We start from the raw sequence: 14,466 nt of genomic DNA on the forward strand, positions 1-14,466 counted from the left end.
ATCTATCGGAGCGCCCCAGAATCCAGGCTGCTGCCACGCGGCGGGCCCGAACGTCACACCGGGCCGGAAAGTGGTTGATGTTCCTCCAGGGGCTACCGTGCAGTAACCGCTCACTCCTACGCTGCCGCCAACTCGACAGAAGTAAAAGGGAGTTGGGCAATGGGAGCAGTGAGACGGATCGCGGCACTCGCGGGGGCCGCCGCTCTGCTGGTGATGGGGCCGGGCAACGCGCACGCGGCGGCGCCGAAGTTCTCCGAGACCACCGCCATCGGCACGCACAACGCGTACGACAAGGCCAAGTACACGTACTTCGCCCAGGCGCTGGACTCCGGCGCCTCGCTGCTGGAGCTGGACGTGTACGTGGACAGCCTCAGTCACCGCTGGCGGGTCAGCCACAGCAACCCGCTGGGCAACGACAACAACTGTGAGGCCGCGAAGACACCGGGCGAGCTGTACAGCAAGAGCCGCAACCAGGACCTCGGCAGCTGCCTGGACAACATGGCCGCCTGGAACCAGCTCCACCCCGACCACCCGCCGATCGTGATCAAGGTCGAGATGAAGGTCGGCTTCAACAACAACGCGGGCATGGGACCGGACGAGTTCGACACGCTCGTCTCCCAGAAGCTCGGCAACAGCGTCTACAAGCCGGCCGATCTGCTGGGCGGGACGTACTCCTCCCTGGACGCCGCCGCCAAGGCGAACGCCTGGCCCTCCCGCGACTCCCTCAGGGGCAAGTTCCTCTTCGAGCTGATCCCCGGCACGGTGGAGCAGTCGAACCCGTTCGACCACTACTGGACGGACCAGGAGTACGGCGACCATCTGCGCGACCTGTACGCGACCGGGCAGATCGGCCAGGCGCAGGCGTTCCCGGCCGTGCTGGGTGCCGCGAACGCAGACCCTCGCGTCAGCCGTTACGACGCCTCGATCCGGCCCTGGTTCGTGTTCTTCGACGGTGACGCCGCCACCTACGTCAACAGCGGTTATGACACCGCGTTCTACTCCGCGAACCACTACGTCTCGATCATGACCGACGCCCACAGCGTGTCGCCGGCCATCTCCTCCACCACCCCGACGGACGCCGAAGTCGCCGCCCGGCTGGTCCTGCTGGCCAAGGACCACGCGAGCCTCATCACCTCCGACTGGTCGGCGAAGCCGGCGTCGGTGCTGAGTTCGGTGACCACCCGAGGCTGAGGTTCCGGATCGGGCGGCACGGGGCACAACTCCTGCATGCTGCATGGCATCGACGTAAGCGCATTCCAGTCCTCCGCGTACGGCACGGACGGCCTCTCCTTCGTCTTCATCAAGGCGACGGAGGGCCGTTCGTACGTCAACCCCCGGCTGACCGCGCAGACCAAGAGGGGCCGCGACGCGGGGCTGGTCGTCGGCTTCTACCACTTCCTGTGGCCGGGCGACCTCACCGCCCAGGCCGAGTACTTCGTCCAGCACGCCCCCGAGCGCGCCGGCGACGTCCTCGCGGTCGACTGGGAGACCACGGGCGACGGAACGCGCGCGAGCAACGCGGAGAAGGACCACTTCATCCGCAAGCTGAAGGAGCTACGGCCGCACAACCGGGTCGTGCTCTACTGCAATCGCGACTTCTGGCTGAACGTCGATACCACCTCCTACGCGGGCGACGGCCTCTGGATCGCCGACTACGTCACGGCCGGCAAGCCCCGCATCAAGGCGAAGTGGCTCTTCCACCAGTACACCAGCACGCCGCACGACCAGGACGTGGCCCACTTCGCGAGCAAGGCCGCGCTGAAGGAGTGGGCCACGCCGTAGGCCTTGTGGGCTCAGCCCCGGAAGTCCGCCGGGCGGTGCGGGGAGGCGTCCGACAGGGCCTTTGTGACGGCCTCCACTCCTGCGCGGAGGCCGTAGACCGGGGTGCCGGGCTGTTGGCGCCAGGAGGTGTCGATGTCGCCCGCGTCGACCGTGTCGAAGCCGAGTTCGTCGATCAGGGCGCGGACGGTCCGCTTGGCCTGCGCGTCGTCGCCGGCGACCGGGAGGGCGAGGCGCTCGGGGTCGCCCGCAGGGCGGGGGCGGTCCAGGATGTCCTGGGCGTAGGTGCCGTTGAAGGCCTTGATCACCGGGTGGCCGAGGTGGCGTTCGACCCAGCGGCTCTCGGTCAGGCCCTCGTCCTCGATGGCCGCGATACGGCCGTCGCGCTGTTGCGGGTAGTAGTTGTTGGTGTCGATCACCGCCACGTCCTCGGCGGCGCCGGCCAGCAGGCCGGAGGGGAGGTCCGGGACCGCCTTGAGGGGGACGGTGACGACCACGACCTGGGCGCCCTCGGCCGCTTCCTCGGCCCGGACGGGGGTCGCGCCGGTCTCCTCGGCCAGTTCCTTGAGCGTCTCGGGGCCGCGGGAGTTGGCCACGGACACCTCGTGGCCGAGGGCGGTGAGCCGCCGGGTGAGGTTGCCGCCGATGTTCCCCGCGCCGATGATGCCGATCTTCATGACAGGCCCTCCAGGCTCTTTTCATGCATGTGCATGCGTCTGTGTGGGTGACAACCCTGTCGGTGCGGGTGGTATTCCGGCGCTGCGGCCATCCGGTGAGCAGGCAGCCGTAGCTGATCGCGGTGACGTGCGGAGCCCTGCCCCCAGGAGGCAGGGCTCCGCACGCGTGGCGCTCCTTCGGACCGGTCCGGCCTGAGCCGGGAATCCCCTCCCCTGCGGGGGAGGGAGCGGTCACTTGTTCAGGTAGGCCCAGAACTCGTCGAAGGACAGGACCTTGTCGCCGTTGAGGTCGCGGGTCCTGATGATGGCCGCGGCGACCGTCTCGGTGACGTTCCAGTCACCCTCCTGGGCCAGGGCGGACTTGAACTCGGCGGCGGTGATGAATCCGTCACCGTCCGCGTCGATCCGCTGGAACTGCTTGCGTGCTTCCTCGATGTCCGCCACCGATCCGCCCCTTTTGGTCGTGTTTCTCATGCCGTGCTGGCGTACTGACGCTGGTCAGATTAACGGCCCGGTCCGGCCTTCAGCGCCGCGGCCACCCAGCCGGCCTCCTGCTGGGACCTCGGGGGCTGCTGCTCGGCCCTGATCACGGCCGTCAGTCGGCCGAGGTCACCGGCTGCCCGCCGTCAGTGCCACGGGCGGTAGTACGGATTGCTGACGCAGCCGTCCAGGATCTCCGTCTTCGTCGGCTTGTCCACCGGGCAGGCGCCGATGACGTACTGCCGGGCGATGCCGCCGGGGAAGGCGACCTCGACCTGGTCGGCCCACTTGTGGGTGTCGCCGATGGTCTTGTTGACGTCGATACCGCCGGGTGCGTCGATGTAGTAGTTGTACTTGGACTTCCAGGTCTTGAAGAGGTCGTGGTCGTACGTCGTGGACACGTACGGCGAGGGCTGGTTGACGAGGACGTACTTCTCGATGTCGTACTGGCCGTTGACCACGTCCCGCGGGAGGAAGCCCTCTTCGAAGATGGTCTCCGGCGCCCGGTTGTCGTTGCGCCACAGCGTGCCGCAGGTGGTGCGCCAGGCGGGCGCCGGGGTGATCCGGTCGATGTCGACGCGCCGGTCGGCGGCGGCCTTGATCCTGTCGTCGAACTGGGGGCAGGCGGGGGCGGCCTTGGCGGGGGCCGCCGAGCCGGTGGCCGTGCGGGAAGGGGCCGTGGGGGCGGTGGCGGCCGTGGTCGCGAGGACGGCGCCGAGGGACAGGACGGCGGCAACGAACCGCCGCCGCAGGCGAGTTGCGATCATGCCCGACACGATCGCGGCTCACCGGCGGCGGACGGTGGATCATCACCCGTTCGGCGGCGTGTCCCCCTGACCTTCCGTCAGCGGAAGATGCCGGTGTGCCCGAGCGAGTAGCGGCCCGGCTGCGGGTAGACGGCGAGACCGTGCGGACCGCGGCCGACCTTGATACGGGCCAGCTCCCTGCCGGTGCCGGTGTCGATGGCGTACACCTCGGAGTTGTAGCGGCCGGACAGCCACAGCACCTTGCCGTCGGCCGAGACGCCGCCCATGTCGGGGCTGCCGCCGCCGGGCAGGCGCCACTTCTTGGTGAGCCGTTTCTGGTTGAAGTCGAAGACGGAGATGGTGCCCTCGCCGCGGTTGGAGACGTACATCTCGCGGGAGTCGCGGCTGACGTAGAGGCCGTGGGCGCCCTTGCCGGTGGAGAGGAAGCGGGGCCGGGTGAACTTGTCGCCGTCCAGGATCCACACGCCGTTGGCCATCATGTCGGCGATGTAGAACAGCTTGCCGTCCGGGGAGATCTTGACGTCCTGCGGCATCGCTCCGTGGAACGGCAGCTTCTCCTGCTCGAGGACCTTCATCTTCGCGGTGTCGACCTTGAGGACCTCACCGCTGAACTCGCAGGAGACGATGAAGTAGCGTCCGTCCGGTGAGAAGTCGGCGTGGTTGACGCCGTAGCAGCTGACCGGCACGGACTTGACGACCTTCATGGTGTGGGCGTCGCGGAAGACGAGCGCGCGGTCCATGGAGGCCATGACGACGGCGTACTTGCCGTCGGGCGTGAAGTACAGGTTGTAGGGGTCGTGGACGGCGACCGGCTTGCCGGCCTTGCCGGTCCTCGGGTCGATCGGGGTGAGACTGTTGCCGAGGTCGTTGTTGACCCAGAGGGTCTTCAGGTCCCAGGACGGTACGACGTGCTGGGGCTGCCGGCCGACCGGGAGGGTGTCGATGACCTTGTAGGTCTTCGGGTCGATGACGGTGACGGTGTCGGAGTTGGTGTTGGGGACGTACACCCGGGACGGGAAGTCCCTGACGACCGGCGAGAGCAGGCCCGGGCGGTCGGCGGAGTAGAGGTCCTTGGGGTCCTCGACGGGCGGCATCCCGGGCAGCACGTTCACCCGGGCCTCGTTCACCCGCGGCTGCACCGGCGCCTTGCTGACGACGGCCTCGTTCTCGTGGCGGGAGGAGCCGGAATCGCATGCGGACAGCAGCGCCAGGGCGGTGAGGGCAGCACCGGCGGCCAGCAGGCGGGCGGCTTTCATGGTTCGCATCAGCTCAGCAGCTCCGTGGTGGTGACCGCGCGCAGTTTGCGGCGGCCGAGTTCGTGGAGGAGGTCGGGGAGGGCGGCGACCGTGTCCGGGTACCCGAAGTGCAGGCTCACCACCGACCCGCCGCGCACTTCGGCGAGGACGTTGCGGGTGACGGCGGCGGCGCCGGGGCGGGTGTAGTCGAGCGAGTCGACGTCGTACGACAGCACGTGCGGGTAACCGGCGGCGCGGGCGAGCCGGGCGACCAGCGGGGAGGCGGTCGGCGAGCGGGAGGGACGGAACCAGGTGCCGATGGATCCGGTGAGCCGCTTGAGCCGGTCCGCGCAGTCCGTGATCTCCTTGCGGGCGGCCGCCTCGGACAGGGCGTTGACGGAAATGTGCCGCTGGGTGTGATTGCCGAGGTCGTGACCGCCGTCGAGGATCCGTCGGGCGACGTCGGGGTGTTCGTCGAGCCAGGTGCCGACGGCGAGCACGGTGAGCCGGGCGCCGTGCTGCTCGGCCGTGGCGAGCAGGGAGTGGGCGATCGCGGGGTCGCCCTGGCCGTGGAAGGTGAGGGCGACCTGGGGGCGGTTGCGCGGGCCGTGGGTGATCTGGGCGGGCTGTGCGGGGTAGGCGCGCGGGGCGGGGGCCGCCTTGGCGCTGGCCGTGGGCCGGTCGGAGGCGGAGGCGTCGGACGGGGACGTGGCGGTCGGGGTGGGGGACGGGGCGGCGTGGCCCGCGCCGCAACCGGCGGCGAGCGCGCCGCCGGCGACGAGCCCGGCGCCCGCGCGCAGCACCTCGCGTCGGTTGGTGGTGGTCACCCGCACCATTTAAGGGGCGTTAGGTAAGAAAACCGCCGATTGGCCCGAAAGGAGGATGATTTCGGGTCGCCGTAAGGACGATGTCGTGCACGCGCTACCTGTCGGCAACCCGCATCTCGAACCACGTCGTCTTGCCGCGCGGCAGCAGGTCCACGCCCCATCGGTCGGAGAGCTTGTCCACGAGGAACAGTCCGCGACCGCTGACGTCCAGTTCCTGCACCGGCATCAGACAGGGCAGGCCGCGCGAGGGGTCGCGGACCTCGACGCGGATCCAGCCGGTGCGGCGTCGCATCCGGAGGCCGAAGACCCGGGCGCCGGTGTGCCGGACGGCGTTGCCGACCAGTTCGGACACGAGTAAGACCGCGTCCTCGGCCAGCTTGGGGGTCAGCCGCCAGGTGCGCAGGACGACGACCTGGGCGAGCCGGCGGGCGGTGGCCGCGGATTCCGGACGGGACGGCAGCGGTACCTCCGCCTCCGTCGGGTTGCCGAACAGTTCGAGCGCCTTGAGCGCCTGTTCGTCCTCGACCGCGGGCGACCAGCGTGCCGCGGCCGCACGGCTGTGTCCCCGCGGCTGTTCGATGCCCTCCAGCCCCGCCATGCCCCCATGATGGCGGCCCGGGGCCGTCTTGGGGGCCGTTCCGGAGGAATACGCCCCCTGTACGCCCCCGGCCTCCGCCGGGCGACCGACATATGCCAACGGCATGTCACTGGTCGGTAGGGCCCGATTGACCTGCGAGGACGGCTCACTTCCGGGCAATCGACAGGCTCCCTCGACCGAGCAGGCTTAAGGTTGCCTTAAGGCTCCCATAAACCGCTCCATCGAGGGACCCGGAGGAGACGAGGCGTCAATTGCAAGAGGACCCGCAGGAGTTACGGGGAAGTTCACATCGCTGACGGCCGGCGGAACTCGCCGGAGCTCAGAGGAACTTCGCCTTGCCCGGCCCCTCCTCCACGAAGCTGCGCATACCGCGCTCGCGGTCCTCGGTGGCGAACAGGCCCGCGAACCAGTTCCGTTCGACGGCCAGTCCGGTGTCGATGTCGGTCTCCAGGCCCGTGTCGACCGACTCCTTCGCGGCGCGCAGGGCGATCGACGGGCCCTGGGCGAGCTTCGCGGCCCAGGCGTGCGCCTGCTCGTACACCTCGGCGGCCGGGACGACCCGGTCCACCAGGCCGATCGCCAGGGCCTCGTCGGCCTTGACCTGGCGGCCCGTGAAGATGAGGTCCTTGGCCTTGGACGGGCCGACCAGGCGGGGCAGCCGCTGGGTGCCGCCGGCGCCCGGGATCAGGCCGAGCAGGATCTCGGGCTGGCCGAGCTTGGCGTTCTCGGCGGCGATGCGGTAGTCGGCGCACAGGGCCAGCTCGCAGCCGCCCCCGAGGGCGTAGCCGGTGATCGCGGCGACGACGGGCTTGGGGATGCGGGCGACGGCCGTGAAGGAGTCCTGCAGGGCCCGGGCGCGCAGGACCATCGCGGTGTGGTCCATGTTCTGCATTTCCTTGATGTCCGCGCCCGCCGCGAACACCCGCTCGCCGCCGTAGATCACCACGGCGCGCACGTCGTCGCGGCGCGTGGCCTCCTCGGCGAGCTCCTTCAGCCGGTCCTGGGTGGCGACGTCCAGCGCGTTCATCGGCGGACGGTCCAGGCGCAGGGTTCCGACGCCTTCGGCGACTTCGAGAGAGACGGTCATGCAGGTCAGGTTAACGGCCACTAACGACAATGGACCCGGTGCCGTGGATCACAGCACCGGGTCCGTACGTCAGTGAGGGGTCACTTCGTCCAGTCCGCCCACGACATGTTCCAGCCGTTGAACCCGTTGGCGGGGTCCACCGTCCGGTCGTGGGCGTTCTTCACGACCACCACGTCGCCGATGATCGAGTGGCTGAACATCCAGGCCGCCGGGGTGGAGCTGTCGTAGCCGCCGCGGACGTCACGCAGGCCGACGCAGCCGTGGCTGGCGTTGTAGTTGCCGAAGGCGCCGCCGCCCCAGTAGTTGCCGTGCAGGAAGGTGCCGGAGGTGGTCAGGCGCAGGGCGTGCGGGACGTCCTTGATGTCGTACTCGCCGCCGTAGCCGACGGTCTCGCCGTTCATGCGGGTGACCGCCAGCTTCTCGCTGATGACCATCTGGCCGTTCCAGGTGTCGTAGCCGGGCTTGCCGGTGGTGACCGGGATGGTCTTGATGACCTTGCCGTCCTGGGTGACCTTCATCGTGTGCTTCTTGGCGTCCACGACGGAGACCTGGTTGCGGCCGATGGTGAACTTGATGGTCTTGTGCTGCTTGCCGTAGACACCGCCGCGGCCCTCGACCCCGTCCAGGTTCAGGTCGACGGTGACCTTGGTGCCTTCCTTCCAGTACTTCTCGGGCCGGAAGTCCAGGCGGTCGTTGCCGAACCAGTGGCCCTCGACGTCGACGGCCGGCTCGGTCCTGATCGTGATGGCCTTCTCGACGGCGTCGGGGTGGGTGATGCCCCGGGTGAAGTTGACGGAGAACGGCATGCCGACGCCGACGGTGGAGCCGTCCTCGGGGGTGAAGTAGCCGAGGAAGGTGTTCTTCGGGGTCAGGGTGGTGAAGGAGGAGTCCTCGGCGGCCGCGCGGCCCTGGTCGTCCTTGGCGACCGCGTGCACGGAGTACTTGGTGGAGGCGGCCAGATGGGCCGACGGCGTCCAGGACGCGCCGCCGCCGGTGATGGTGCCGGCCACCGCCCGGCCCTTGGCGTCCTTGACGGTGACCTCGCTCAGTTTGCCCTTGGCGACGTCCACCTTGAGTGCGCCGCTGGTGTCGACGCCGGTGGCACCGGACTTGGGCGATATGGTCACGGTGGCGGTGGACTGCTGCCCCGCCTGCTGCGTGCCGCCGTCCTTGTCCTTGCCCGCACCCTTGCCGCCGCCCCCGCCGCAGGCCGCGAGGCAGAGCACCAGGGCGCCGGCTATGAGAGCCGGCCCCCCACGGCCTCGTCGCCCCGCCCCCGACGCCCCCGATATAGGCCGCACGTTCAACGCGTTCTCCCCTCGCCGGACCTGGTCCGGCACGCTCCCCACCACATTGGTCCGCGCATATTAACCGCCCGGTTTTGAGCAGGGTGTCAGGCGAATGTCACCGTTCCGTCGCAACTTCCGCCTGTCACCGCCGCCCGAACCCCGGCCCCTCACCCGGTTACTTCACCGCGCCGCCCGCCTTCCACTCCTTCCAGCCCATGTTCCACCCGCCGAGGCCGTTGTCGGGGGCGACCGTCTTGTCCTTGCTGTTGACGACTTCGACGACGTCACCGATGAGGCTGCGGTCGAAGAACCAGCCCGCGGGGGTGTCCGAACTGCCGCCCTTGACGTCCCTCAGGCCCACGCAGCCGTGGCTGATGTTGACGACGCCGGGGGCGTCCGGGTTCCAGTAGTTGCCGTGCAGGAAGGTGCCGGAGTCGGTGAGCCGCATGGCGTGCGGGACGTCGGGGATGTCGTACTCGGCGCCGAGGCCGACCGTCTGGCTGTTCATGCGGGTGACCTCCAGCATGTCCATCACCACCATCTTGCCGTTGTAGGTGGGATGTTTCGGGGCGCCCGCGGTGACCGGCACGGTGGCGAGCAGCCGGCCGTCCCTGCGGACCTCCATGGTGTGCTCCTCCGCGTCCACCAGGGAGACCTGGCTGCGGCCGACGGTGAAGGAGAAGGTCTTGTCCTGCAGCCCGTAGACGCCGGGCGCTCCCTGGACGTCCCGCAGGTGGAGGTCGACGGTGACCTCGGTGCCGGGTTTCCAGTACTGCTCGGGGCGGAAGTCCAGTCGGCTCTTGCCGAACCAGTGCGGGCGGATCTCGACGGCCGGGCGGGCGCTGACCCGGATGGCCCGTTCGACGGCGGCGCGGTCGGTGATCTCCCGGCTGAAGGTGAGGGAGACGATCATGCCGGTGCCGACGGTGGCCCGGTTCTCGGGGGTGACGTAGCCGATGAACCGTTCATCCGGGACAAGTGTGGTGAAGGTGGTGTGCCGGGCCGAGCGGCGGCCGCCCGCGTCCCGCGCCACCACGTCCACGGTGTACTTGGCGGCGAGCGCCAGCCGGTCCCGGTCCGGCCGCCAGGTCATGCCGTCCTCGCTGATGTGCCCGGGGACCGGGAAGTCCTGGGCGTCCTGCGACTTCACGACGGTCACCTTCTCCAGGCGCCCGTCGGGCACCCGCACCAGCAGCCGCTGGTCGGGGCGGACGGCCTTGCTGTCGTCGTCGGGGGTGACATGGATGACGTCCTCGGGTGCCGGGGGTTTGCCGAGCGCTCCGCCCAGCCCGAGCGGGCCGGAGCCCCCGAAAGAGCAGCCTGCCAGCAGTGCCGCCGATGTCACTACGGCGGCCAGCGCGACCCACGCGCGCCGCGCGCGTCCTTGTACGTGCCTCACGCGGGACTCAACGACCGGGCCCGCCCCGGGGAAACGTGAGTGCGACCCACGCACTGGGCAGAACAGAGGGAAGGACGACACGCTGGGGAGCCGCCGCGCCCGCGCCGGAGGGGGCGCCTTCTTGGATCGGACCGCTGAAAGGGACGGAAAGTGCGATCCAGAGGGCGCCCCCTGCCGTCGGGGCGCAGCCGTACCGGCCGGCCGGGTGTGCCGAGGGGCACGCTCGGCCCGTCGGCACGGCCGACTGCGCCGCCCCGGGGGCGAGCCACTGAAAGAGGGGCCGACACGTGACGAGCGCAGCCGAGCAGCGGGCACCGGCCGGGGAGCCGGCCGCCGGGACCGGGCAGCAGCCGGCCGTGGTGAACGGCGCCCGGCGCGCCGCGGTGCCGTCCCCGGTGGTGTGGCCGGGCGCCCCGACGCCGCTGGGCGCCCGGTTCCGGGTGGGCCCGGACGGGGTCGCCGGCACCAACTTCGCGCTGTGGGCGGGCGGGGCGGAGGCGGTCCGGGTCTGCCTGTTCGACGAGCGGGGGCGGGAGACCCGGGTCCGGCTGACCGAACTGACGCACGAGATCTGGCACGGCTTCGTACCGGGCGTGCTGCCGGGTCAGCGGTACGGCTACCGGGTGGACGGCCGCTGGGACCCGTGGACCGGCGCCCGCTGGAACCCGGCCAAGCTGCTGCTGGACCCGTACGCGCGGGCGGTGGACGGGGAGTTCGGGCTGCCGCCGGAGGCGTACGGGCACGTCCGGGACTGGCCCGAGCAGTACGTCGCCGACACCGTGCGCGACGACCGGGACTCGGCGCCGTACGTCCCCAAGGGCGTCGTGGTGCACGATGACGACGACTGGTCCGACGACCGGCGGCCCAAGACGCCCTGGGCGGACTCGGTGATCTACGAGCTGCATGTGCGCGGCTTCACGAAGCTGCACCCGGGCATCCCCGAGGACCTGCGCGGCACGTACGCCGGGCTGGCGCACCCCGCGGCGATCGAGCACCTGGTGCGCCTGGGCGTGACGGCCGTCGAACTGCTCCCCGTCCACCAGTTCGCGCACGAGGACCACCTGCTCCGCCGGGGCCTGCGCAACTACTGGGGCTACAACTCCATCGGCTACTTCGCCCCGCACGCCGCCTACGCCGCCTCCGGTACGACGGGAGGGCAGGTCGGCGAGTTCAAACGGATGGTGCGCGCACTGCACGCGGCCGGCATCGAGGTCATCCTCGACGTGGTCTACAACCACACCGCGGAGGCGGGCGAACTGGGTCCGACCCTGTCCCTGAAGGGCATCGACAACCGCGGCTACTACCGGCTCCAGGACGACGCCCGCCGGTACGCCGACTACACCGGCTGCGGCAACACCCTGCACGTGGTGCAGCCCCAGGTGCTGCGGCTGATCACCGACTCGCTGCGCTACTGGGTGACCGAGATGGGCGTGGACGGCTTCCGCTTCGACCTCGCGGCGGCGCTGGCCCGCTCGATGCACGACGTCGACATGCTGTCCCCGTTCCTGGCGGTCATCGCCCAGGACCCCGTGCTGCGCCGGGTGAAGCTCATCGCCGAGCCCTGGGACATCGGATCGGGCGGCTACCAGGTGGGGGCCTTCCCCCCGCTGTGGACCGAGTGGAACGACCGTTACCGCAACGCGGTCCGGGACTTCTGGCGGCACGCCCTGCCGGACGTCCGCGAGATCGGCTACCGGCTGTCCGGCTCCAGCGACCTGTACGCCTGGGGCGGCCGCCGCCCGTTCGCCTCCGTCAACTTCGTCACCGCGCACGACGGGTTCACGCTGCGCGACCTGGTGTCGTACGAGCGCAAGCACAACGAGGCCAACGGCGAGGGCAACCGGGACGGCACCGACGACAACCGCGCCTGGAACTGCGGGGCGGAGGGAGAGACGGACGACGAGCGGATCCGGGCCCTGCGCCGCCGCCAGCTGCGCAACCTGCTGACCACCCTGCTGCTGTCCACCGGCGTGCCGATGCTGGTGGCCGGTGACGAACTCGGCCGCACCCAGCGCGGCAACAACAACGCCTACTGCCAGGACAACGAGATCAGCTGGCTGGACTGGTCCCTGCTGGACGACCCCGCCTGGCGGCCCCTGTGCGACCTGACCTCCCGGCTGATCGCCCTGCGCCACCGGCATCCGGTGCTGCGCCGCCGCGCCTTCTTCTCGGGCCGCGCCCACTCGGCGGACGGACTGCGCGACCTGGCCTGGTTCACCGCGCGGGGCGTGGAGATGACCGAGGGCGACTGGTACGCCCCCGCGGCCACGCTCGGCATGTACCTCTCCGGGCGGGACATCCCGGGCCGGGACGAGCGGGGGGCGCCGGTCACGGACGACAGTTTCCTCGCGGTCCTGCACGCGGGCGACGCCCCGACGGGCTTCGTGCTGCCGGGGCCGCCGTGGGCCGAGCGGTACGAGGTGATCGTGGACACCTCCCGGGAGGAGCAGGCGGACATCCCGGGCACGGTCCATGCGGCGGGGACGGAAGTCACCGTGCCGGAGCGGGCGGTGCTGCTGCTGCGCGTGGTCTGAGCCGGTGTGAGCGCCCCTGCCCGGTACCGGCACGCGGGCCACGCCCTCTTCGAGCGGGGGCGCCGTGATCCCGCCTGCCGGACACCTTCTTGACGGCCCGGCCGACCCCTGGCACGGTCTTCTGATCATGAGGCCTGCCACGGAACACCGGTGCGCGTACGTCGCGCTCGTGGAGCGGCGTCACGTCGATCTGTGCCGGCAGTCCAGCGCCATCTGTCGCTGAGCCGAAGTCACCCCGGCGTTCTTCTCTCCCCCTTTTTTCTTCCCTCCTTGCCCTCGCCGTGCCCTGTCCCTGGGTACGGCCGTTTCGAGGATCCCGCATGCCCGACATCTCACGCCGTACCTTCGGCGGGCTGCTCGGCGGCGGCGCGGTCACCGCCGTCGCCGGCGCCGCCGCGACCCCCGCGGAAGCCGTCCGTGGCGCCGTCCCCGCCGAGCGCCCCTTCCGGGCCCGTACGACGGCCGCCCACGCCCTGCGCCCGAACCTGCTGGTCATCCTGGGCGACGACCTCGGCTGGGCCGATCTGTCCTGCTACGGCGCCCCGCACATCAAGACCCCGCACCTGGACCGCCTGGCCCGCCAGGGTGTGCGCTTCACCGACGCCTACTCGGGCTCGGCGACCTGCTCCCCCACCCGCTTCAGCCTCTACACCGGCCGCTACCCGGGCCGTACCGAGGGCGGCCTCGCGGAGCCCGTCGCCGACCGGACCCAGGGTCTGGATCCGGACCACCCCACCCTCGCCTCCCTGCTGAAGAAGGCGGGCTACTCGACGGCCATGATCGGCAAGTGGCACTGCGGCTGGCTGCCCGACCACAGCCCCACCAGGTCCGGCTGGGACGAGTTCTTCGGCAACTTCGGCGGCGTCCTGGAGTACTTCTCCAAGCTCGGCCAGCTCGGCACGTACGACCTGTACGAGGGCGACGCCGAGTACAAGGACCTGCGGTACTACACGACCGTGCTGACCGAGCGGGCCGTGGAGTACGTCGGCCGCGAGCACGACCGGCCCTGGCTGCTGAACCTCAACTTCACCACCCCGCACTGGCCCTGGCTCGCCGAGGGCGACGAGGAGACCGGCGCGCAGATCGCCGCGAGGATCCGGGCCGCGAAGTCCCAGGCGGAGGTCACCAAGGCCCTGGGCCACCACGACGGCGGTTCGGTCGCCAAGTACACCGAGATGGTGCAGAGCCTGGACGCGGCCGTCGGCGAAGTGCTCGACGCGCTGCGCCGCTCCGGGCAGGAGGAGAACACCCTGGTGCTGTTCGCCAGTGACAACGGCGGCGAGCGCTGGTCGTACCTGTGGCCGCTGAGCGGTGAGAAGTCCGTGCTCCAGGAGGGCGGCATCCGGGTGCCGGCCATCGTGCGCTGGCCGGCCCGCATCGACGGCCACCAGGTCAGCCACGAGCCGAACTTCTCACCCGACTGGACCGCGACCCTGCTGGAGCTGGGCGGCGCCCGGCCCGACCCCGACCACCCGCTCGACGGCACCAGCCTCGCCGGTTACCTGCTGCGCGGCGAACGGCTGCCCGAGCGGGACCTGTTCTGGCGGGTCCGCGCGAACCGCGCGCTGCGCCGCGGGGACTGGAAGTACTACCAGGACGCCGACGGCGTCGACCACCTCTACGACCTCGGGGCCGACCTGCGGGAGCAGGCTGATCTGGCCCCGGACCGGCCGGAGTTGCTGGCCGAGCTGAGGGCGAGCTGGGAGCGGATCGCGAGCGGCCTGCTCCCGTATCCGGCCGCGTAGGGATCCGCGGGTTCCCGGGGAGGGGTGGGCGGCCCGGCCCTGAGAGGGT

The 14,466-nt window shown here is 70.6% G+C and carries 14 protein-coding genes; 5 read left to right on the plus strand and 9 right to left on the minus strand.

Going from position 1 to position 14,466, the window contains the following annotated elements; all coding sequences use genetic code 11:
- The first annotated feature begins 159 nt into the window (after positions 1-159).
- Together ACZ7HQ_RS30910 and ACZ7HQ_RS30915 are read left to right on the plus strand one after the other, a co-directional pair.
- Positions 160-1,191, plus strand: a complete 1,032-nt coding sequence (locus ACZ7HQ_RS30910; protein ID WP_470996880.1) for a phosphatidylinositol-specific phospholipase C domain-containing protein — start codon at positions 160-162, stop codon at positions 1,189-1,191.
- Positions 1,192-1,227: 36 nt separating this feature from the next.
- Entirely contained in the window at positions 1,228-1,782 is a 555-nt protein-coding gene (locus ACZ7HQ_RS30915) for a glycoside hydrolase family 25 protein (RefSeq protein ID WP_470996883.1), read from the plus strand.
- 11 nt (positions 1,783-1,793) lie between these two features.
- On the opposite strand, the gene ACZ7HQ_RS30920 is transcribed toward ACZ7HQ_RS30915, so the two are convergent.
- The 9 genes from ACZ7HQ_RS30920 to ACZ7HQ_RS30960 all read right to left on the minus strand — a co-directional run bounded on the left by ACZ7HQ_RS30920 (position 1,794) and on the right by ACZ7HQ_RS30960 (position 10,138).
- Positions 1,794-2,456, minus strand: coding sequence for an NADPH-dependent F420 reductase (locus tag ACZ7HQ_RS30920; RefSeq protein WP_470996885.1), 663 nt, complete (start codon positions 2,454-2,456; stop codon positions 1,794-1,796).
- 231 nt (positions 2,457-2,687) lie between these two features.
- Positions 2,688-2,900: an EF-hand domain-containing protein gene (locus ACZ7HQ_RS30925; protein WP_356403910.1), complete on the minus strand. Its 213-nt coding sequence runs from the start codon at positions 2,898-2,900 to the stop codon at positions 2,688-2,690.
- Between the two features lie 182 nt (positions 2,901-3,082).
- Positions 3,083-3,703, minus strand: a complete 621-nt coding sequence (locus ACZ7HQ_RS30930) for an ADP-ribosyltransferase (protein WP_470996887.1) — start codon at positions 3,701-3,703, stop codon at positions 3,083-3,085.
- Positions 3,704-3,780: 77 nt separating this feature from the next.
- Complete coding sequence (locus ACZ7HQ_RS30935) at positions 3,781-4,968, minus strand: YVTN family beta-propeller repeat protein (RefSeq protein WP_470996890.1); 1,188 nt, start codon at positions 4,966-4,968, stop codon at positions 3,781-3,783.
- On the minus strand, positions 4,968-5,774 hold the full coding sequence (locus ACZ7HQ_RS30940; RefSeq protein WP_470996893.1) for a polysaccharide deacetylase family protein: 807 nt from the start codon (positions 5,772-5,774) through the stop codon (positions 4,968-4,970). The genes ACZ7HQ_RS30935 and ACZ7HQ_RS30940 overlap by 1 nt, the downstream gene beginning before the upstream one ends.
- Before the next feature lie 85 nt (positions 5,775-5,859).
- Positions 5,860-6,363 carry an ATP-binding protein gene (locus ACZ7HQ_RS30945; protein WP_470996895.1) on the minus strand — a complete coding sequence of 168 codons (504 nt, stop codon included), beginning with the start codon at positions 6,361-6,363 and terminating at the stop codon, positions 5,860-5,862.
- A gap of 319 nt (positions 6,364-6,682) precedes the next feature.
- Positions 6,683-7,450, minus strand: a complete 768-nt coding sequence (locus tag ACZ7HQ_RS30950) for an enoyl-CoA hydratase/isomerase family protein (RefSeq protein WP_470996898.1) — start codon at positions 7,448-7,450, stop codon at positions 6,683-6,685.
- Positions 7,451-7,530: 80 nt separating this feature from the next.
- Entirely contained in the window at positions 7,531-8,757 is a 1,227-nt protein-coding gene (locus tag ACZ7HQ_RS30955) for a L,D-transpeptidase (protein ID WP_470996901.1), read from the minus strand.
- Positions 8,758-8,914: 157 nt separating this feature from the next.
- Complete coding sequence (locus ACZ7HQ_RS30960; RefSeq protein ID WP_470996904.1) at positions 8,915-10,138, minus strand: L,D-transpeptidase; 1,224 nt, start codon at positions 10,136-10,138, stop codon at positions 8,915-8,917.
- Between the two features lie 287 nt (positions 10,139-10,425).
- On the opposite strand from ACZ7HQ_RS30960, the gene glgX reads away from it, so the two are divergent.
- From glgX to ACZ7HQ_RS30975, 3 genes are all read left to right on the plus strand, one after another.
- A complete protein-coding gene (gene glgX, locus ACZ7HQ_RS30965; protein WP_470996907.1) occupies positions 10,426-12,672 on the plus strand; it encodes a glycogen debranching protein GlgX in 2,247 nt (748 codons plus the stop codon).
- A 127-nt stretch (positions 12,673-12,799) separates the two neighbouring features.
- Positions 12,800-12,895: a putative leader peptide gene (locus ACZ7HQ_RS30970; protein WP_470996909.1), complete on the plus strand. Its 96-nt coding sequence runs from the start codon at positions 12,800-12,802 to the stop codon at positions 12,893-12,895.
- Between the two features lie 97 nt (positions 12,896-12,992).
- Positions 12,993-14,417 carry a sulfatase family protein gene (locus tag ACZ7HQ_RS30975; protein WP_470996911.1) on the plus strand — a complete coding sequence of 475 codons (1,425 nt, stop codon included), beginning with the start codon at positions 12,993-12,995 and terminating at the stop codon, positions 14,415-14,417.
- Positions 14,418-14,466 lie beyond the last annotated feature (49 nt).

This window comes from Streptomyces sp. NPDC037290, assembly GCF_055603245.1.

Excerpts from the sequence above, each read along its gene's own strand:
- ACZ7HQ_RS30910 (WP_470996880.1), top strand. The coding sequence starts at position 160 with ATGGGAGCAGTGAGACGGATCGCGGCACTCGCGGGGGCCGCCGCTCTG.
- ACZ7HQ_RS30930 (WP_470996887.1), bottom strand. The coding sequence starts at position 3,703 with ATGATCGCAACTCGCCTGCGGCGGCGGTTCGTTGCCGCCGTCCTGTCC.
- ACZ7HQ_RS30935 (WP_470996890.1), bottom strand. The coding sequence starts at position 4,968 with ATGCGAACCATGAAAGCCGCCCGCCTGCTGGCCGCCGGTGCTGCCCTC.
- ACZ7HQ_RS30915 (WP_470996883.1), top strand. The coding sequence starts at position 1,228 with ATGCTGCATGGCATCGACGTAAGCGCATTCCAGTCCTCCGCGTACGGC.
- ACZ7HQ_RS30940 (WP_470996893.1), bottom strand. The coding sequence starts at position 5,774 with ATGGTGCGGGTGACCACCACCAACCGACGCGAGGTGCTGCGCGCGGGC.
- ACZ7HQ_RS30970 (WP_470996909.1), top strand. The coding sequence starts at position 12,800 with ATGAGGCCTGCCACGGAACACCGGTGCGCGTACGTCGCGCTCGTGGAG.
- ACZ7HQ_RS30975 (WP_470996911.1), top strand. The coding sequence starts at position 12,993 with ATGCCCGACATCTCACGCCGTACCTTCGGCGGGCTGCTCGGCGGCGGC.
- ACZ7HQ_RS30950 (WP_470996898.1), bottom strand. The coding sequence starts at position 7,450 with ATGACCGTCTCTCTCGAAGTCGCCGAAGGCGTCGGAACCCTGCGCCTG.
- ACZ7HQ_RS30920 (WP_470996885.1), bottom strand. The coding sequence starts at position 2,456 with ATGAAGATCGGCATCATCGGCGCGGGGAACATCGGCGGCAACCTCACC.
- ACZ7HQ_RS30945 (WP_470996895.1), bottom strand. The coding sequence starts at position 6,363 with ATGGCGGGGCTGGAGGGCATCGAACAGCCGCGGGGACACAGCCGTGCG.